This is a genomic window from Streptomyces sp. NPDC014676, assembly GCF_043084105.1.
GTDB lineage: Bacteria > Actinomycetota > Actinomycetes > Streptomycetales > Streptomycetaceae > Streptomyces.
Genome location: NZ_JBIBZI010000017.1, coordinates 30,282 through 47,460 on the forward strand (window position 1 = coordinate 30,282; position 17,179 = coordinate 47,460).

The 17,179-nt window shown below is 71.9% G+C and carries 15 protein-coding genes and 1 pseudogene; 8 read left to right on the top strand and 8 right to left on the bottom strand.

Annotation, left to right across the window (positions count from 1 at the left end; genetic code table 11):
• The first annotated feature begins 38 nt into the window (after nucleotides 1–38).
• Nucleotides 39–1,217, top strand: coding sequence for a saccharopine dehydrogenase family protein (locus tag ACF1DX_RS33355; RefSeq protein WP_391794902.1), 1,179 nt, complete (start codon nucleotides 39–41; stop codon nucleotides 1,215–1,217).
• A 15-nt stretch (nucleotides 1,218–1,232) separates the two neighbouring features.
• Here ACF1DX_RS33355 and mmpA read toward each other — a convergent pair whose 3' ends face one another.
• Nucleotides 1,233–1,379, bottom strand: coding sequence for a morphogenic membrane protein MmpA (mmpA, locus tag ACF1DX_RS33360; RefSeq protein ID WP_199822024.1), 147 nt, complete (start codon nucleotides 1,377–1,379; stop codon nucleotides 1,233–1,235).
• Nucleotides 1,380–1,578: 199 nt separating this feature from the next.
• On the opposite strand from mmpA, the gene ACF1DX_RS33365 reads away from it, so the two are divergent.
• Nucleotides 1,579–1,770, top strand: a complete 192-nt coding sequence (locus tag ACF1DX_RS33365) for a hypothetical protein (RefSeq protein ID WP_391794903.1) — start codon at nucleotides 1,579–1,581, stop codon at nucleotides 1,768–1,770.
• Here the strand turns inward: ACF1DX_RS33365 and ACF1DX_RS33370 are convergent.
• Both ACF1DX_RS33370 and ACF1DX_RS33375 read right to left on the bottom strand, forming a co-directional pair.
• Entirely contained in the window at nucleotides 1,716–2,459 is a 744-nt protein-coding gene (locus ACF1DX_RS33370) for an endonuclease V (RefSeq protein ID WP_391794904.1), read from the bottom strand. The genes ACF1DX_RS33365 and ACF1DX_RS33370 overlap by 55 nt on opposite strands.
• A gap of 68 nt (nucleotides 2,460–2,527) precedes the next feature.
• Nucleotides 2,528–2,851, bottom strand: coding sequence for a hypothetical protein (locus ACF1DX_RS33375; RefSeq protein ID WP_030855865.1), 324 nt, complete (start codon nucleotides 2,849–2,851; stop codon nucleotides 2,528–2,530).
• Between the two features lie 256 nt (nucleotides 2,852–3,107).
• Between ACF1DX_RS33375 and ACF1DX_RS33380 the strand changes: the two genes are divergently transcribed.
• The gene (locus tag ACF1DX_RS33380) at nucleotides 3,108–3,521 is read left to right on the top strand and encodes an SsgA family sporulation/cell division regulator (protein WP_391794905.1); all 414 of its coding nucleotides are present in this window, start codon (nucleotides 3,108–3,110) and stop codon (nucleotides 3,519–3,521) included.
• Between the two features lie 320 nt (nucleotides 3,522–3,841).
• Here the strand turns inward: ACF1DX_RS33380 and ACF1DX_RS33385 are convergent, their stop codons facing one another.
• Nucleotides 3,842–4,483: a GPP34 family phosphoprotein gene (locus ACF1DX_RS33385; RefSeq protein WP_391794906.1), complete on the bottom strand. Its 642-nt coding sequence runs from the start codon at nucleotides 4,481–4,483 to the stop codon at nucleotides 3,842–3,844.
• Between the two features lie 314 nt (nucleotides 4,484–4,797).
• Between ACF1DX_RS33385 and ACF1DX_RS33390 the strand changes: the two genes are divergently transcribed.
• From ACF1DX_RS33390 to ACF1DX_RS33405, 4 genes and pseudogenes are all read left to right on the top strand, one after another.
• Nucleotides 4,798–6,423: an ABC-F family ATP-binding cassette domain-containing protein gene (locus ACF1DX_RS33390; protein ID WP_391794907.1), complete on the top strand. Its 1,626-nt coding sequence runs from the start codon at nucleotides 4,798–4,800 to the stop codon at nucleotides 6,421–6,423.
• Between the two features lie 10 nt (nucleotides 6,424–6,433).
• A complete protein-coding gene (locus ACF1DX_RS33395) occupies nucleotides 6,434–8,695 on the top strand; it encodes an ATP-binding cassette domain-containing protein (RefSeq protein ID WP_391794908.1) in 2,262 nt (753 codons plus the stop codon).
• 155 nt (nucleotides 8,696–8,850) lie between these two features.
• Nucleotides 8,851–9,659: pseudogene (gene ddaH / locus ACF1DX_RS33400) on the top strand (dimethylargininase).
• 200 nt (nucleotides 9,660–9,859) lie between these two features.
• Complete coding sequence (locus ACF1DX_RS33405; protein ID WP_391794909.1) at nucleotides 9,860–10,837, top strand: acyl-ACP desaturase; 978 nt, start codon at nucleotides 9,860–9,862, stop codon at nucleotides 10,835–10,837.
• Nucleotides 10,838–10,890: 53 nt separating this feature from the next.
• Here the strand turns inward: ACF1DX_RS33405 and ACF1DX_RS33410 are convergent, their stop codons facing one another.
• From ACF1DX_RS33410 to ACF1DX_RS33425, 4 genes are all read right to left on the bottom strand, one after another.
• A complete protein-coding gene (locus tag ACF1DX_RS33410) occupies nucleotides 10,891–11,136 on the bottom strand; it encodes a WhiB family transcriptional regulator (RefSeq protein ID WP_391794910.1) in 246 nt (81 codons plus the stop codon).
• Between the two features lie 129 nt (nucleotides 11,137–11,265).
• A complete protein-coding gene (locus ACF1DX_RS33415; RefSeq protein ID WP_391794911.1) occupies nucleotides 11,266–12,060 on the bottom strand; it encodes a VOC family protein in 795 nt (264 codons plus the stop codon).
• A 289-nt stretch (nucleotides 12,061–12,349) separates the two neighbouring features.
• Nucleotides 12,350–13,381, bottom strand: coding sequence for a LacI family DNA-binding transcriptional regulator (locus ACF1DX_RS33420; RefSeq protein ID WP_391794912.1), 1,032 nt, complete (start codon nucleotides 13,379–13,381; stop codon nucleotides 12,350–12,352).
• Nucleotides 13,382–13,467: 86 nt separating this feature from the next.
• The gene (locus ACF1DX_RS33425; protein ID WP_391794913.1) at nucleotides 13,468–14,460 is read right to left on the bottom strand and encodes a multicopper oxidase domain-containing protein; all 993 of its coding nucleotides are present in this window, start codon (nucleotides 14,458–14,460) and stop codon (nucleotides 13,468–13,470) included.
• Between the two features lie 222 nt (nucleotides 14,461–14,682).
• Between ACF1DX_RS33425 and ACF1DX_RS33430 the strand changes: the two genes are divergently transcribed.
• Nucleotides 14,683–17,172 carry a ThuA domain-containing protein gene (locus ACF1DX_RS33430; protein ID WP_391794914.1) on the top strand — a complete coding sequence of 830 codons (2,490 nt, stop codon included), beginning with the start codon at nucleotides 14,683–14,685 and terminating at the stop codon, nucleotides 17,170–17,172.
• The last annotated feature ends 7 nt before the right edge of the window (nucleotides 17,173–17,179 follow it).

The following is a 17,179-nucleotide window of genomic DNA, read 5'->3' on the forward strand; positions in this document are numbered from 1 at the left end:
CCACCGACAGCGGCGCGGCTGCACGACCAAGGGGTGTCATGAGCAGGCTGAACAGGACGGACCGTCCCTACGACATCGTGCTCTTCGGAGCGACCGGCTTCGTCGGGACACTGACCGCGGAATACCTCGCCGCCCATGCCCCGGCCGGACTGCGCTGGGCGATCGCCGGACGCAGCACGGAGAAGCTCGAGCGGCTGCGGGAGCGGCTGCCCGGCGGCGCGGAGGCCGGACTGCTGCGGGCCGACGCGTCCGACCCGGCCTCCCTGCGCGCCCTCGCCGAACAGGCGCGCGTGGTCGCCACGACCGTGGGCCCCTATGTGGAGTACGGCGAGGAACTCGTCGCCGCCTGTGCGGACACGGGGGCGGACTACGTCGACCTCACGGGTGAACCGGAGTTCGTGGACCTCGTGTACGTCCGCCATGACGCACGCGCGCGGGAGACCGGGGCGCGGCTGGTGCACGCCTGCGGTTTCGACTCGGTGCCGCACGACCTGGGCGCGTACTTCACCGTGCGGCAGCTTCCGGAGGGGGTGCCGCTGACCGTGGACGGTTTCGTCACCGTGGACGCGGCCTTCTCGGGCGGGACCTTCACCTCGGCGCTGAACCAGTTCGCCCGGCACCGCCGGCTCCGCGCGGCGGCCCGCGACCGCAGGCACCACGAGCCGCGGCTGATGGACCGCCGGGCCTCGGCGCCCCTGGGCGCGCCGCGCTACGCGCCGGAGGTCGGCGCCTGGGCCCTGCCCCTGCCGACCGTCGACGGGCAGATCGTGCGCCGTTCGGCCAAGGCGCTCGACCGGTACGGCCCCGACTTCCGCTACCGGCACTACGCGGCCGTGCGGCGGCTCCCGGTCGCGGTGGGCGGGGTGGCCGCCGTGGGCGCGCTGGTGACGGCGGCCCAGTTCCCGGCGCTGCGGCGCCGGCTCTCCGACCGGCTCGGGCCCGGCGACGGGCCGGGCCCCGAGAAGCGCGCCCGGAGCTGGTTCACCGTCCGCTTCGTCGGCGAGGGCGGCGGGCGCCGGGTGTACACGGAGGTCGCGGGCGGCGACCCCGGCTACGACGAGACGGCGAAGATGCTGGCCGAGGGGGCGCTCTGCCTGGCCTTCGACGACCTCCCGCCGACGGCCGGCCAGGTCACGACGGCGGTGGCGATGGGCGACGCGCTGATCGGCCGCCTCCGCGCGGCGGGCATCCGCTTCCGCGTCGCCGCGACACGCTGAGGAGCCGGAGGCCGGCTAGAGCGGCCACCGGACCAGCGTGTAGATCATCCCGGCGATCCAGCCCAGCCCGGCGAGCACGGCAAGGGCGAGCCCGACGGTGACGGCCCGCTCGACGGGCCGTCCGCCGGCGGCAACGGGCTTGGGTGCGCGGTGCGTTGTCATGCGTGCCAGCCTGCCGGGACGGTCGGGCGCCGGCATCCGTACAGGTACTCAGGAGCGGTACTCAGAACGACGGGCGAACGCCGCGCGGGTGAACCGCCCGTTTGAGACTTCCGCGCCCCGCACCCCGCGGAACACGAGGATGTCGCGGCCGGACGAACGCCCGGCCTTCACAGCACGGTTCAATGAAACACTTGAAGGCATGCGATTTCTCCTCGAAGTGGCCATGGACGGCGACGCGCTGACGAAGGACCCGGCGGGCGAGCTGGGACGGATCCTGCGGTACTGGGGCGGGAATCTGCGGCACTACGCGATGGAGGCCGGGGACGGGGCGGCGGTCTACGACTCGGAGTACCGCGAGGTGGGGCGGTGGAAGGTCGAGGACGTGTCCTGAGCGGGGGCGGCCCCGGCGAGGGCCCGGCGGCACAGGGCGTCGGCTCTGCGGGTGGTTTCCGGCAGGCGGTAGGCGGGGGCCAGGGCGAGGGTGTGGGCGCAGGCGTTGTCCAGGCTCACGCGGTGGCCGACCGAGACGAAGACCGGCTTGACGGCGTCCCTGGTGCGCAGGGCGCGGCCGACCTCTTCGTGGCCGGCGAGCAGCGGTGAGGTGCTGCCGCGCGGGGTGTCCGGTTCCGCGTGGGTGAAGGTGAAGGGGTTCTTGGCGACGCCGATCGTCGGCAGGCCGGTGAGGACGCCGAGGTGGCTGGCGAGGCCGAAGCGGCGGGGGTGGGCGAGGCCGTAGCCGTCGCAGACCACGAGGCCGGGCGGGCACGGCAGGGCTTCGAGGGCGGCCAGCACGGTGGGGATCTCGCGGAAGGCGAGCAGGCCGGGGACGTACGGGAAGGAGATCCGGCCGACGGCCGTGGACTCGGCGACGACGTCGAGGGTCGCGGCGTCCAGGACGACGGCCGCGGCGGCGACGACGTCCCGCTCGTCGTCGTACGCCACGTCGACCCCGGTGACGTGGCCCGTCCCGGGCGGCGGGCCCGGTTCGTCGAGCACCACCCGCGCGCGGAGGGCGTCCTGGACCGCGCGGGCCTCTTCCTCGGTCACGGGCCAGTCGGCCGGTGTGCGTACGGTCGTCATGGTGCCCCTGAGCCTACGGGGCGCGCGTGCTCCGCGCGGAGGGTGCTCCCCCTCCGCGCGGAGGCGGCTCACTTGCCGAGCGCCCGCTGGAGCTGACTCTTGTTCATGCTCGAACGGCCTTCCACGCCCTTCTTCCTGGCCTCCTCGTACAACTGGTCGCGGGTGGGCCCCTGGGAGCCCTTGCCGGACCGCTGGCCGCCCCGCTTGCCGGACGACATGTCCTGCGTGGAGGTACGGCCGGCCGTCTTCGACTCACCGGACCGGGCGCGCTCCTTGTTCACCGTCCGGGCGGCGATCTCCTTGGCGCGCCCGGTGCTCTCGCCCCGGTCCTCGGCACTGTCCTTGATGTGCTCGTACTGACGTTCCCGTTTGGGGCTGGAACCGCGTGGCATGTCCGCTCACTTCCTCTCGGGTACGGCGTACGGGTACCCACGTCGGCGGCGATCAGGGCATGCCGCGCGTCGGTGCTCCAGGCGGCGGGAGTGTCCCGGAGGACGTCCGGGAGAGCCGTGTCACTCGGGTGCATGAAGGCGGTGACAGAGGTCACTCGCTTCTCGTGTGCACGGATTGGCCGATTCCGTCGTCTCATCCAGTAGCCGTCCCGATCCGCCCCGGAAGCCTGTCCAGCCGTCACGAGGGAGCAAGGCGTTGTCCACCGTCATCGAGCAGACCGTCGAGGCCCGTCTCGTCGCCGCCGCGCCGCGGATGCCGAGCATTCCCGCCACCCTGCACTACGACCGCGACGACCCGTTCGCCGTCCACATGACCTTCCCCGCGCCCGCCACCCTGGAGGGCGTCGAGGTCTGCTGGACCTTCGCCCGCGATCTGCTCGCCGCGGGGATGCAGGAGCCCGAGGGCGACGGCGACGTACGGGTCCGGCCGTACGGCTACGACCGCACCGTGCTGGAGTTCCACGCCCCCGAGGGGACCGCCGTCGTGCATGTCCGCTCGGGCGAGCTGCGCCGGTTCCTGGAAGCCACCGGCGAGCTGGTGCCGACCGGTCTGGAGCACCTCCGGCTCGACCTGGACCACGATCTCGCGGAGCTGATGCGCGACGTGTGAGGGGCCGGGCCGACGCCCGCCGCCCGTCGGGGTGCCGAGCGTGCCGTACGCGCGGGCGGCGCCCGGCGCACCGGCTCCGTCGGCGGCTTTCTCCACAGTCTCCGGGCCGACGGCCCCGGGGGGCGAGGATTCCGCCGCGTCGGTACTCGGGCCGGGCCGGCGGTGACACGCTCCGGGCCGCCGCGTCCGCTCCCCCGGCATCGCGCGGTCCCGGAGCGCGGGGTCCGGCGAAGGTGAAGGCAAAAGCGTAGGCGCGGACGCGGGCGTCGCCCGACCGGCGGAGCGTCCGCCGTGCTCTCCCGTGGCCCGCGGGCCCCGGGTCACCGCCCCCGCGCGAGCGTGGGCAGCGGCGCGGTGCCGGCCAGTCCCGCGCACAGCTCGCGCAGGACGGCACCGAGGGCGGGCGTCGCCGCGGCGCGGTGCGCCAGTGCCTCGGCGCGCCGGCCGTGGGAGGAGCCCTCCGGGTCCGGCAGCAGGCCCGACGCCCGTGCGAGGACGAGGGCCGTCGCCGTCTGCTCGGGGACGTCCTCGGACGGTGCCGGTCCGTCGAGGAGCTGCCGCGCCTGCCGCCGCAGGGCCCGTACCCGGCCCGCGTCGGCCAGGACGTGCTCCACCGACGGGAACACCCCGAGGACCCGGTGCTTCTCGGCGCGCAGCACCCCCTGGGCCACCAGTTGCTCCCGGACCGCGTCCAGGGTGTACCGCGCGCGCAGCGTCACCCAGACCCGCCAGCGGTGCGGGAAGGACTCACTGACCAGTTCCAGAAGGCCGTCCAGCACCGGGTCACCGGTCCGGGAGTCGAGGTCACGGGGTGCGGCGATTCCGTCGTCGTCGATCAGCAGGCCCCGCCGGGCCAGCTCGGCGAGGGCTCCGGCCCGCACCACGGGGGCCTGCCGGGACGGGTCGGCGTCCCAGACCAGCAGGGACAGGCGGGCCGGCAGCGAGAGCGGGCCGTTGGGCACGGGGCCTCCTCGGGGGCGGTGACGTCGTGCTCCGAAAAGCCGTTGACAGCCGTTCCGGGCACTCCTACGGTGTACAGCGGTCCTGTTGCCGTCGAATGGAGAAGGACGTTGCTCGTCTGAGGTTCTGAGACACCGCGTCACACCACATGTGTGTGTACGTCGCGTGCGACCTCGGCGTTCGAGCCGTCCTTGCGGTCCTTGCGGAACAGGGCTCTTCTCATGCCCAGACCTTCCCTCCCGGCTGCCGGTCCTCGTCCCGCGGTGTCTCGATACGCGTTTGCCCCTGATCGCCCCGAGCAACCGCGGAGGCCCGCATGTCACCATCCCTCACCTGTACGTCCCTCGCCTTCACCTGGCCCGACGGCACCGCCGTCTTCGAGGACCTCGACGTCGCCTTCGGCCCCGGCCGCACCGGGCTCGTCGGCGTCAACGGGTCGGGCAAGTCGACCCTGCTGAAGCTGATCGCCGGCGAGCTCACCCCGGCCGACGGCGCCGTCCGCGTCGCCGGCGAAGTGGGTTACCTGCCGCAGAACGTGACGCTCGACACCGCGCTGAGGGTCGACGAGGCCCTCGGCATCGCCGCCCGGCGGACCGCGCTGCACGCCATCGAGGCGGGCGACGTGGCCGAGGAGCACTTCGAGACCGTCGGCGACGACTGGGACGTCGAGGAGCGCGCCCTGGCCACGCTCGGCGAACTCGGCCTCGGTCACATCGGGCTCGACCGCACCGTCGGCGAGGTGTCGGGCGGCGAGTCGGTGCTGCTGCGGCTGGCGGCGCTACTGCTGCGGCGCCCGGACGTGCTGCTGCTCGACGAGCCCACCAACAACCTCGACCTGTACGCCCGCAGACGGCTGTACGCGGCCGTGGAGAACTGGCCGGGCGTCATGGTCGTGGTCAGCCACGACCGTGAACTGCTGGACCTCGTCGACCAGATCGCGGATCTGCGCTCGGGTGAGGTGACCTGGTACGGCGGCAACTTCTCGGCGTACGAGGAGGCCCTGGCCGTCGAGCAGGAGGCCGCCGAGCGGATGGTGCGCGTCGCCGAGGCGGACCTCCGCAAGCAGAAGCGCGAACTGGTCGACGCCCAGGTCAAACTGGCCCGCCGCAAGCGGTACGGGCAGAAGATGTGGGACAGCAAGCGTGAGCCGAAGATCGTCATGGGGGCGCGCAAGCGCGCGGCGCAGGAGTCCGCGGGCAAGCACCGCATCCTGCACGAGGGGCGGCTCGCCGAGGCCAGGGAACGGCTCGACGACGCGGTGGAGGCCGTACGGGACGACGACGAGATCCGCGTCGACCTGCCGTACACGGCCGTGCCACCGGGCCGGGGCGTCCTCACGCTCATGGACCTGGAACTGGCGTACGGCGCCCGGGTGGAGGGCGGCTTCGATCTGCGCGGGCCGGAGCGGGTGGCGCTGATCGGGCGCAACGGCGCGGGCAAGACGACGCTGCTGCGCACGATCGCCGGTGAGCTGGAGCCGGTCTCCGGCGAGGTGAGGACCCATGTGCCCCTGCGGTTCCTGCCGCAGCGCCTCGACGTCCTCGACCCGGAGCTGACCGTCGCCGAGAACGTGGCCCGGTTCGCCCCGGGCGCCACCAACAACCGGGTCCGGGCCCGGCTCGCCCGGTTCCTGTTCCGGGGCGCCCGCGCCGACCAGAGGGCAAAGACGCTCTCCGGCGGCGAGCGTTTCCGGGCGGCGCTGGCCGCGCTGATGCTGGCGGAGCCCGCGCCGCAGCTGCTGATGCTGGACGAGCCGACCAACAACCTCGACATGGCGAGCGTCCGGCAGCTCACCACGGCACTGGAGTCGTACGAGGGAACGCTGATCGTGGCCAGTCACGATCTGCCGTTCCTGGAGTCGATCGGCATCACCCGGTGGCTGCTGATGGAGGAGGGGGAGCTGAAGGAAATCACGACAGAAGCTGTCGGGTATCCCGCCTAGCGTCGGCGGTATGAGCCACTCCAGCGAGTACATCACCCTCACCGGAGCCGGGGAGAACAACCTCAAGGACGTCACGCTCCGCATCCCGAAGGGCCGGCTGACCGTGTTCACCGGCGTCTCGGGGTCGGGGAAGTCGTCGGTCGTCTTCGACACGATCGCGGTCGAGTCGCAGCGGCAACTGAACGAGACGTTCACCTGGTTCGTCCGCAACCGGCTGCCGAAGTACGAACGGCCGCACGCGGAGGCCATGGAGGACCTGACGCCCGCGATCGTCGTCGACCAGCGGCCCGTCGGCGGCCACTCCCGGTCCACGGTGGGCACGATGACGGACGTCTACTCGGTGCTGCGGGTGCTGTTCTCCCGGCACGGCACACCGAGCGCCGGTCCGGCGACGGCGTACTCGTTCAACGACCCGTCGGGCATGTGCCCCGAGTGCGACGGCCTGGGCCGGACCGTACGCCCCGACTGGGACCGCGTCCTGGACGCGGACCGCTCCCTCGCCGAGGGCGCGGTCCGCTTCCCGCCGTTCGCCGCGGGGACCTGGCAGGGGCAGACGTACACCAACAGCGACGACCTGGACCCGGACAAGCCGGTGCGGGAGTTCACCGCCGCCGAACGGGAGTTCCTGATGCGGGGGCGCCCGGGCAGCAAGGTCACCGTGAACAGCACGGGCGGCGCGTGGACCACCGAGTACGAAGGGCTCGCCGACCGCTTCGAACGGCTCTATCTGAAGCGGGACCTGGCGGGGATGAGCCAGAAGACCCAGGACATGGTGCGGGAGTTCCTGGCCGAGGGCGTCTGCCCCGCCTGCCGGGGGGCCAGACTGAACGAGGCGGCGCTGGCGTCGAGGATCGACGGCCGGTCCATCGCCGACTGCGCCGCGATGCAGGTCACCGATCTCATCGCGGTGCTGCGCGGGATCGACGACCCGGTGGCCGGGCCGATCGCCGGGGCCGCCGTCGCCGCGCTGGAGCGGATCGAGACGATCGGCCTCGGCTACCTGAGCCTCGACCGGGAGACGTCCACCCTCTCCGGCGGCGAGGGGCAGCGGCTGAAGACGGTCCGGCACCTCGGGTCCAGCCTGACCGGGATGACGTACATCTTCGACGAGCCCAGCGTCGGACTGCACCCGCGCGACGTCCACCGGCTCGGGGAACTGCTGCTCCGGCTGCGCGACAAGGGCAACACCGTGCTGGTCGTGGAGCACGACCCGGACGTCATCACCCTGGCCGACCACGTCGTCGACATGGGGCCGGGGGCGGGTTCCGAGGGCGGCAGGGTGGTGTTCGAGGGCACGCCGCGGGAGCTGGCCGCCTCGGGCACCCTGACGGGGCGGTACCTGGGACGGCGTACCGCGGTCAAGGAGGCGGTGCGCAGGCCGACGGGCGAGCTGTGGGTGAAGGGGGCCGACCGGCACAATCTGCGCGAGGTCACCGTGCGGTTCCCGGTCGGTGTGCTCACCGCGGTGACCGGGGTGGCGGGTTCGGGCAAGAGCACGCTGGTCGCCGAGTTCACCGACGCCCACGACGCCGTGGTGGTCGACCAGTCCTCGATCGGCATCTCCGCGCGGTCCACCCCCGCGACGTATCTGGGGATCATGGATCCGGTGCGGAAGATCTTCGCGCGGGAGACCGGCGCCGCACCCGGGCTGTTCAGCTTCAACTCCGACGGCGCCTGCGGGACCTGCGGGGGCCGCGGGATCATGTACACCGACCTGGCCTTCATGGATCCGGTGACGACGACGTGCCCCACCTGCGAGGGGCGGCGGTTCAAGGACGAGGTGCTGCGGCTGACCGTCGACGGCCGCTCCGTCGCCGATGTGCTGGCGATGACGGCCGAGCAGGCGCTCGGCTTCTTCCACGACACCGGCGTACGGCGCCGGCTGCGCGCGCTGCGGGACGTCGGCCTCACCTACCTCACGCTGGGCCAGCCGCTGTCCACCCTCTCCGGTGGTGAACGGCAGCGGATCAAGCTGGCCACCCGGCTGCACCGCGAGGGGGTGGTGTACGTGCTGGACGAGCCGACGACCGGACTGCACATGGCGGACGTGGACGGCCTCGTCGGCCTCCTGGACCGGCTGGTGGACGCGGGCAACACCGTCGTCGTCGTGGAGCACAACCTCGATGTCGTCGCCCGCGCCGACTGGGTGATCGACCTCGGCCCGGGCGGCGGACGGGACGGCGGCCGGGTGGTGTTCGAGGGCACACCGGCCGAGTTGCTCGTCGCCGAGGGGTCCTTCACGGGGGAGCATCTGCGGCGGGCCGGCCGGTGAGGCCGGTTCCCGGTGGGTCGTTTCCCGGCCGCCGGGGTGGCCCGGCCGGGATTCCCGCCGCATGATGGCTGCGCCGGCATCCGAGGGAACCGGGCCGGCCCACGGACGCCCTCGGTGCGGCCGGAACCTGTCCCGTCCCCCACGGAGTCGCGCTCGTGCCCAGCAAGAAGGCCCTCGTCCGCCGCCCGGCTCCCCGTCCGACCGAGGGGCGGGTGACGCACATCGAGCGGGACGCCGTCGACGTCGACCGCGCGGTGGAGCAGTGGGAGGCGTACACGGAGACGCTGCGCGCCCACGGCTGGGAGACGATCGAGGTGGACCCGGCCGACGACTGCCCGGACTCCGTGTTCGTGGAGGACACGGTGGTGATGTACCGGAACGTGGCGCTGATCGCCCGCTCCGGAGCCGAGTCCCGCCGCGCGGAGACCCCCGGCGTCGAGGAGGCCGTGGCGTCGCTGGGCTGCTCGGTGAACTGGGTCTGGGAGCCTGGCACCCTGGACGGCGGCGACGTGCTGAAGGTCGGCGACACGGTGTACGTGGGCCGCGGCTGGGGGTACCTCCCACGCCTTTAAGGCAGTGGGGGAGGACCGACGCGGCCGGGGTGCGGCAGGTGCGGGCCGCGTTCGAACCGCTGGGGGCGCGGGTGGTCGCCGTGCCGGTCGCCAAAGTGCTGCACCTGAAGTCGGCGGTCACGGCGCTGCCGGACGGGACGGTCGTCGGGTACGTCCCGCACATGGACGCGCCGTCGCTGTTCCCGCGCTTCCTTCCGGTGCCGGAGCCGTCCGGGGCGCACGTGGTGCTGCTCGGCGGGGACAGGCTGCTGATGGCGGCGAGCGCGCCGAGGACCGCGGAGCTGTTCGCGGACCTCGGCTACGAGCCGGTCCCGGTGGACATCGGCGAGTTCGAGAAGCTCGAGGGCTGTGTGGCCTGCCTCTCGGTGCGGCTGCGGGAGCTGTACGCCTGACGGGTGACACCGTCGCCCGCGTACCTCGGCGGCCTGCGGCTCCGCGCCGTACGGCGCTCCGTGGGGACCCCGCTGATCAGGGTTCTTTACGGTGCCCTTAACCTACGGCTACGTAACCTACGGCTACGTAGCCTACGATTCCGTAGGTTCCCGGCACCGCTCGCCGGTATCTCATATGTCACCGTCCCCTGGAGTCACCTGTGTCGATCACTTCTCCCCACCTGGGCAGCCCTTCGGTCTGGACCGACGCCCGGCTGTTGTACGCGCTGGAGGAAGTGGTCGAGAAGGAGCTCAACCGGCATCTGAAGGTCACCAAGGACTGGATGCCGCACGAGTACGTGCCGTGGAGCGACGGCCGCAACTTCCCCGGCTTCTTCGAGGACGGCGAGGCCTGGGACAAGGAGCAGTCGAAGGTCACCGAGGTCGGCCGGATCGCGCTGGTGGTGAACCTGCTGACCGAGGACAACCTCCCCAGCTACCACCACGAGATCGCCACGCTGTTCGGCCGGGACGGCGCCTGGGGCACCTGGGTGCACCGCTGGACGGCCGAGGAGGGCCGGCACGGCATCGTGATGCGGGACTACCTGCTCGCCTCGCGGGCGGTGGACCCGGACAAGCTGGAGCAGTTCCGCATGGCCCACATGAGCGAGGGCTTCGAGTCGGACAACCGGCACTCGATGCTCCACTCGGTCGCCTACGTCGCCTTCCAGGAGCTGGCCACCCGCGTCTCGCACCGCAACACCGGCCACCAGTCCGGTGACCCGGTCTGCGACCGCATGCTGGCGCGCATCGCGACCGACGAGAACCTGCACATGGTGTTCTACCGCAACCTGCTCAAGGCGGCCTTCGAGATGGCGCCCGACCTGACGATGCAGGCGGTCCGCGACGTCGTCGTGAACTTCCGGATGCCCGGCCACGGCATCCCCGGCTTCGAGCGGGCCGCGGCGCAGATGGCGATCGGCGAGGTCTACAACCTGCGCATCCACCACGACGACGTGCTCCAGCCGGTGCTGCGCTACCTGAAGATCATGGAGGTCGACGGGCTGGGCCCCGAGGGCCTCAAGGCACAGGAGGAACTGGGCCTGTTCATGGGCGGCCTGGACGCGGAGGCGTCGAAGTTCGACGAGAAGCTGGCGGCCCGCAAGGCCCGGATGGCGGCCCGCGCGGAACGCCCCTGACGGTTGGGGCCCGGGGGCCCGGAGGCTGACGGCTGGGGCCCAAACCTTCGGGACTAACGGCCCGTACGGCGCAGTTCCAGGCGCTCCTTCTCGGACATGCCGCCCCACACGCCGAAGCGCATGTCGTTGGCCAGGGCGTACTCGAGGCACGTCGCGCGGATCGGGCAGAGGCCGCAGATCCGCTTGGCGTCGCGGACCGAACTGCCCGGCTCCGGGAAGAAGAAGTCTCCCCCGGTCTGCGCGCACAGCGCCTGCTCCTGCCAGGTGAGGTCGGGCGACGGGATCGTTTCGGTGTGCATGACCGGAAGCGTGCCGTGCGGCGAAAAACGTTCGATCAACGCGGGATCAACGGAGGGCCGAAGGGTCTTCCGTGACCGCATGATGATGACGCCGGGGCACCCGGCGCGCACGGCGGCGCGCCGGGTGGGTCAGGTCTCACGCGGATCGCCCCTGAGAACGGCGAACCGCGCGCCGTACGGGTCCTCCAGGCGGGCCAGCCGGCCGACGCCGGCGAGGGAGGTGGCGGGCAGCCGTACCCTGCCGCCCAGCTCGACGGCCCTGGCGACGACGGCGTCCGTGTCGTCCACCCCGAAGTAGGGCAGCCAGTGGGGCCGGCCGGGCTCCGCCCCGGCGAGGTCGTCGGCCGGCGGGACCAGTCCGCCGAACATGCTCTCCTCGCCCGTCCCGGCGGGGTTGACGGAGGTGTAGACGCCGTCGGGGAAGGTCACCGCCGAGGTCTCCCAGCCGAGGACGGAGTGGTAGAACGCGGCGGCGCGGGCGATGTCCGGGATGTGCAGCTCGACCCAGCACAGGGTGCCGACCTCGCCGGCCGCCTCGATGCCCTTGCGCAGCGCCGGTTCCCAGATGCCGAAGGGGACGCCGGCCTGGTCGGCGAGGATCGCCATGCGGCCCTGTTCCAGGACGTCCACCGGCGGGACGGGGGCGCTGCCGTGGGCGTGCAGGGCGGCCTGGGCGGTGGCGTCCGCGTCGGGGGTCCGGAAGTAGACGGTCCAGGCGGGCGGGCCCTGCTCGGGGGTGGTCCGCATGCCTCCCGCGACGATCCGCCCGGCCAGCTCGAAGAACCCGTAGCCGCCGGCGTCGGGTCCCGCCGAGCGGAACTCCCAGCCGAACAGGCCGCCGTAGAAGGCGGCGGTGCCCTCCGTGTCGGGGGTGCCGACGTCGGTCCAGTTCGGGGCGCCGTCGACGAAGTGGGTAGTGAGCATGGTGCCTCCTGTGAGACGTCCCGTCGCTTGCTCTGCCGAGTCTTCCACCGCCCGTCGGCACTCACCGCCGGAACACCCGGACGGGCGTGGGTTCTGCTCGCCCCCGCCGCCCCTTCCCTTCCCGTCCCCGGGGGCGCTGCCCCCGGACCCCCGCTCCTCAAACGCCGGAGGGGCTGATTTCAGCCCGTCTGGGGGTGCCCCCTCCGGGGGAGTCCGAGGACGAGGCCCGAAGGGCCGACAGGGGGGTGGTCTGGGGGCGCAGCCCCCGGGGACGGGAAGGGGCGGCGGGTCACGCGGACGCGCGGCGGACCAGTGTCGTCGGGAGGATCACGCCGTCGGAGCCGGCCTCCGACGGCGTGCCGGTGCCGTCGAGGACGCGCAGCAGGAGGCGGGTCATCAGGCGGCCCATCTCCTCTATGTCCTGACGGACCGTCGTCAAAGGGGGGTCCGTCTGTTCCGCGATCGGGAGCATGTCGTCGAAGCCGACCACCGCCACGTCGTCCGGCACCCGCCGCCCGTGCTCGCGCAGCACCCGCAGGGCGCCCGCCGCCATGAGGTCGTTGGCCGCGAACACCGCGTCCAGGTCCGGGCAGCGGTCGAGGAGTTGACGCATCGCCCGCTCGCCCCCGGCCGGGGTGAAGTCGCCCTCCGCGACCAGCCGGGGACCGGCGCCGGCCATGACGTCCCGGAAGCCGTCGAGGCGGTCCACCGCCGCGGTCTGGTCCAGGGCGCCGGTGATGTGGGCGATACGACCGCGGCCGAGGCCGAGCAGATGGCGTACGGCGTCGCGGGCGCCGCCCCGGTTGTCGCTGTCGACGTAGGAGACGCCGCCCTGGCCGCCGTTCCAGTCGGGCCGGCCGCCGTACACGGTCGGCAGACCGGCCCGCTGGATCAGCTGGGGCAGCGGGTCGTCGATGTGCAGGGAGAACACCAGGGCGCCGTCGACGTGCCCGCCGGCGAGGTAGCGGCCGACGCGGACGTGGTCGTCGCGGTCCTCGGTGAGCAGCAGGACGAGCTGGTTGTCATGGGCCGTCAGCTCCTTGCTGATGCCGCGCAACTGCCGGGCGAAGAAGGGGTCGGCGAAGACCCGGGTCTCCGGTTCGGCCACGATGACGGCGATGGCGTCGTGCCGCTTCGTCACCAGGCTGCGGGCGGCCTGGTTCGGCACGTACCCGAGTTCCTCCACCGCCCGCCTCACCCGTTCGGCCAGGCGCTCCCGCACCCCGTGGGAGCCGTTGACCACGCGGGAGACCGTGGCCCGGGAGACACCGGCCCGCGCGGCCACGGCCTCCAGCGTGGGGCGTGGCGCTGTGTCGGTCACTTCGGGGCTCCTCACCTGCGGCTGCGGGAAAGGATAGCCCCGGCCCGGCCACGGGCGAGAGCGCTCTCGGACTCACGTCCGGCGCGTCAGTGCTCGTGCGTCGGCTCCTCCTCGGCGGCGGCCCCATGAGCGTGCTCGTGCGCGTCCGGGTCGTATCCCGGGATGGTGCCGTCCGGCTTCTTCACCAGGAACAGGCCGACCATGCCCATGTCGGAGTGGCTCTGGACGTGGCAGTGGTACATCCAGGCGCCCGCTCCGACGCCCTCGCCCGCGATGATCTGGAAGCCGAAGGAGTCGGCCGGGCCGCAGATCTTGGTGTCGATGACCTGGCTGGGGTCGTCGGGGCCGGTGAGCATGCCGGTGCGGTTGTCGGCCCAGCGGTGACCGTGCATGTGGAAGGTGTGGTAGTACTCGCCGTGCGTGATCATGACGATCTCGACGCGGTCGCCCACCGTGGCCTCGAAGTTCGGACCGGTGTGGGCCGGCTTGTTGTTGATCGACATGTCGTTGAAGACGATGGTGTGGGTCGCGTCGGGCAGGACGTCGCCCTTGCGGCGCACGATCACCGGGCCGTACAGGCCGTTGCGGATGCCTCCGGTGCCGTGCACGGTGCCGACGACGTGGTCGTGGTAGTGCCAGTAGCCCGCGCTGCCCGTCCGCCAGGTGCCGTCGGAGCGGCGGCCGGGCTTGTGGGTGCGCCAGGTGTAGGTGCGGGTGCCGCCGGGTTCGACGTCGCTCTTGTTCTGCCGGGTGCCGTCGCTGGAGATCTCGTAGTCCAGGCCGTGGACGTGCAGGCTGACGGGCACATCCATGGTGTTCTCGAACTCGACGTGCAGCGTGTCGCCCTCGTTGAGCTCGATCAGCGGGCCGGGGACGGACGCCTTGCCCTTCTCGAAGCCGTAGCCCATCTGTCCGCCGGCCAGCCGCTCGGCGTACATCTTGACGCGCCGCACCTCGCCCCCGGCGGGCGCGGTTCTCGCCGGCGCGGCCGCACTCACGGCCTCGGGCGCGACGGACAACGATGTCGCGACGGCGGCGCCGCCCAGCAGTACCCGTCGGTTGAAACCGCGTCTGTCCATGCCGAACTCCCCACGTGGCTGTCATGAACCTGTGAAACCGTAGCGGCCGCCCCGCCGTTTATCCACACTCAGGACAAAGTTCGGCCCATCTCTGCGATAGGTATTGGCGTCTGGCGCAAAGAGGTCTAGCTTCCTTGACGCTGTTGCTGCGACCGAGGAGGGGTGGGTGGCCACGTGCGGTCCACATCGCATCAAGAACCCATGCGCTTACGAGGGTTGAGCATGTCAAGCGCCACGAGCGCACGAAGGACGAGAACGAGACGACGCGTCTGGGCGGCCACCGTGACCGCCGGAGTCGTCGCCGCCGGACTGCTGTCGGGTCCCGCCGCCAGCGCGCGTCCGGCCCCGGATCCGTCCCTGACAACGATGTCCATCAAGTCGCCCCCGGGCGGCGCGAACGTACGCGTGCTGCTGTTCCACGGCTCCGCGGCCGCCGGTGACGAGTCGCCGCTGGTGAACGCCGGGATCGCGGCGATCGAGAGGATCGGGCTGTCCGGCCCGGCGGACCAGCGGTTCAAGGTCACCGCCACCGACGACGCCTCGGTCTTCACCGACGCCAAGAAGCTGGGCCGGTTCAACGCCGTCGTGTTCCTGACCGGCGGCGGGGACGTCCTCGACCCGGACCAGGAGGCGGGCCTGGAGGCGTACATGGAGGCCGGCGGCGGTTTCGTCGGCTTGCACGACGCGGCCCGCGCGGAGCCGTACTCGGACTGGTTCACCGGTCTGATCGGCGCCCGCCCGGCGGCGTCCAGCCCCGACAAGGTGCAGCGGGCGACCGTCGAGGTCGGCGACCGGAACCATCCGGCGGCCAAGAGCCTGCCCACGCAGTGGAAGCGGCCCGACAAGTGGCTGAACTGGGTGAAGAACCCGTCCGGGGACGTGCACACGGTCGCCAGGGTCCGCGAGTCGACGTACGCGCCCGGCGCGAGCGCCAACGGCTGGGACCACCCGGTCAGCTGGTGCCGTGACTACGACGGCGGCCGGTCCTTCTACACCGGGATGGGCGGCACGGTGTCGTCGTACGACGAGACCGACTTCCGTGACCATCTGCGCGGCGCCCTGCTGTGGACCACCCGCCTGGTGCAGGCCGACTGCAAGGCGACGATCACCGGCAACTACAAGGCGGAGCGGCTGACCCAGCCCAACCAGCCGGGCCAAAACGACCAGATCGGTGAGCCGCACGGCCTGGTCACCGCCCCCGACGGCCGCGTCTTCTACATCGGGCGCGGAGGTGCCGACTCCTCCCGGCCCGTCGTCACCGACTGGAACGACCCGGACATCGGCAAGGGCACGGGCGAGATCCACGTCTACGACCCGAAGACCAAGAAGGTCACCCTCGCCGGGGCACTCACCGTCTTCGGCAACAAGGGCGGCGGCGACGAGCTGCGCAAGGTCGAGGAGGGTCTGCTCGGCATCGAGCTGGACCCGCGGTTCGAGGAGAACGGGTGGGTGTACCTGCACTACACCCCGCACTCCGAGATCAACCGGGACACGCACATGGCCGAGCGGCGGGTCTCCCGCTTCACCCTCGACCAGGCCACCGACAAGCTGGACATGGCCAGCGAGAAGGTGCTGCTGAAGTGGCCGGTGCAGATCCACAGCTGCTGCCACGCGGGCGGCGGGATGGCCTGGGACTCCAAGGGCAACCTGTACATCGCCACCGGTGACAACAATTCCAGTGGCTTCAGCGGCGGTTACTCGGGCAACAACCCGGAGCCCAACTTCAAGGGCGTGTCCTTCGCGGACGCGCGCCGCACCGCCGGCAACACCAACAACCTCAACGGCAAGATCCTGCGCATCCACCCGGAGCCGGACGGCACGTACACGCTGCCCGAGGGCAACCTGTTCACCGGGAAGGAGACCGCCGAGGGCGGTGGCAAGACGCGCGGCGAGATCTATGTGATGGGCGTCCGCAACCCGGCGCGCATCTCCGTCGACAAGGAGACCGACACCCTGTACGCGGGCTGGGTCGGCCCGGACGCCGGTTCCCCGTCGCCGACCTGGGGTCCGGCGAAGTACGACACGTTCGCCGTGATCACCGAGGCGTCCAACCGGGGCTGGCCGTACTGCATGGGCAACAAGCAGCCCTACCGGGACCGCAACCTGCCCGACCCGTCGAAGCCGCTGGGCTGGTACGACTGCGACGCCCCGAAGAACGAGTCGCCGAACAACGACGGCCTGGTCAACCTGCCGTCGGTGACCGGCAACAACATCTGGTACTCGCCGCAGGGCGGCGGCCCGGACTACCCGCGCGACGAGAACGGCGTCCCGTCGTACGAGCAGGACGAGGCCACGTACCGGCTGCCCTGGCTGAAGGGCGGCGGGCAGGCCGCGATGAACGGCCCGGTCTACCGCTACGACGCCGACAGCGCCAGTGAGGTCAAGTGGCCGGCGTACTGGGACGGCAAGTGGTTCGTCGGTGACTTCTACGACGCCGACCAGCCGCGCAACGCGGTGCTGATGGACCCGAAGACGCAAGGAGACGGCGGTCTTCCGGTGCACTCGGAGTCCCTGAAGAAGATCGTGCCGGTCGGCAATGACGGCATCAAGAACCTGATGGGCTGGAAGTTCGGCCCGGACGGCTCGCTGTACGTCCTCGACTACGGGCGCGGCTTCTTCACCTCCGACTCCAAGTCCGCGCTGTGGCGGGTCACCTACACGGGCGGCGGGCCGACCCCGGCCGCCGGTCAGCTGGCGAGGGGAACCGAGTGAAACCAGT

What these genes read in the sequence shown, in the direction of transcription:
- ACF1DX_RS33355 (WP_391794902.1), top strand. Translation starts at nt 39, where the DNA reads ATGAGCAGGCTGAACAGGACGGACCGTCCCTACGACATCGTGCTCTTC.
- mmpA (WP_199822024.1), bottom strand. Translation starts at nt 1,379, where the DNA reads ATGACAACGCACCGCGCACCCAAGCCCGTTGCCGCCGGCGGACGGCCC.
- ACF1DX_RS33365 (WP_391794903.1), top strand. Translation starts at nt 1,579, where the DNA reads ATGCGATTTCTCCTCGAAGTGGCCATGGACGGCGACGCGCTGACGAAG.
- ACF1DX_RS33370 (WP_391794904.1), bottom strand. Translation starts at nt 2,459, where the DNA reads ATGACGACCGTACGCACACCGGCCGACTGGCCCGTGACCGAGGAAGAG.
- ACF1DX_RS33375 (WP_030855865.1), bottom strand. Translation starts at nt 2,851, where the DNA reads ATGCCACGCGGTTCCAGCCCCAAACGGGAACGTCAGTACGAGCACATC.
- ACF1DX_RS33390 (WP_391794907.1), top strand. Translation starts at nt 4,798, where the DNA reads ATGTCACCATCCCTCACCTGTACGTCCCTCGCCTTCACCTGGCCCGAC.
- ACF1DX_RS33395 (WP_391794908.1), top strand. Translation starts at nt 6,434, where the DNA reads ATGAGCCACTCCAGCGAGTACATCACCCTCACCGGAGCCGGGGAGAAC.
- ACF1DX_RS33410 (WP_391794910.1), bottom strand. Translation starts at nt 11,136, where the DNA reads ATGCACACCGAAACGATCCCGTCGCCCGACCTCACCTGGCAGGAGCAG.
- ACF1DX_RS33415 (WP_391794911.1), bottom strand. Translation starts at nt 12,060, where the DNA reads ATGCTCACTACCCACTTCGTCGACGGCGCCCCGAACTGGACCGACGTC.
- ACF1DX_RS33425 (WP_391794913.1), bottom strand. Translation starts at nt 14,460, where the DNA reads ATGGACAGACGCGGTTTCAACCGACGGGTACTGCTGGGCGGCGCCGCC.
- ACF1DX_RS33430 (WP_391794914.1), top strand. Translation starts at nt 14,683, where the DNA reads ATGTCAAGCGCCACGAGCGCACGAAGGACGAGAACGAGACGACGCGTC.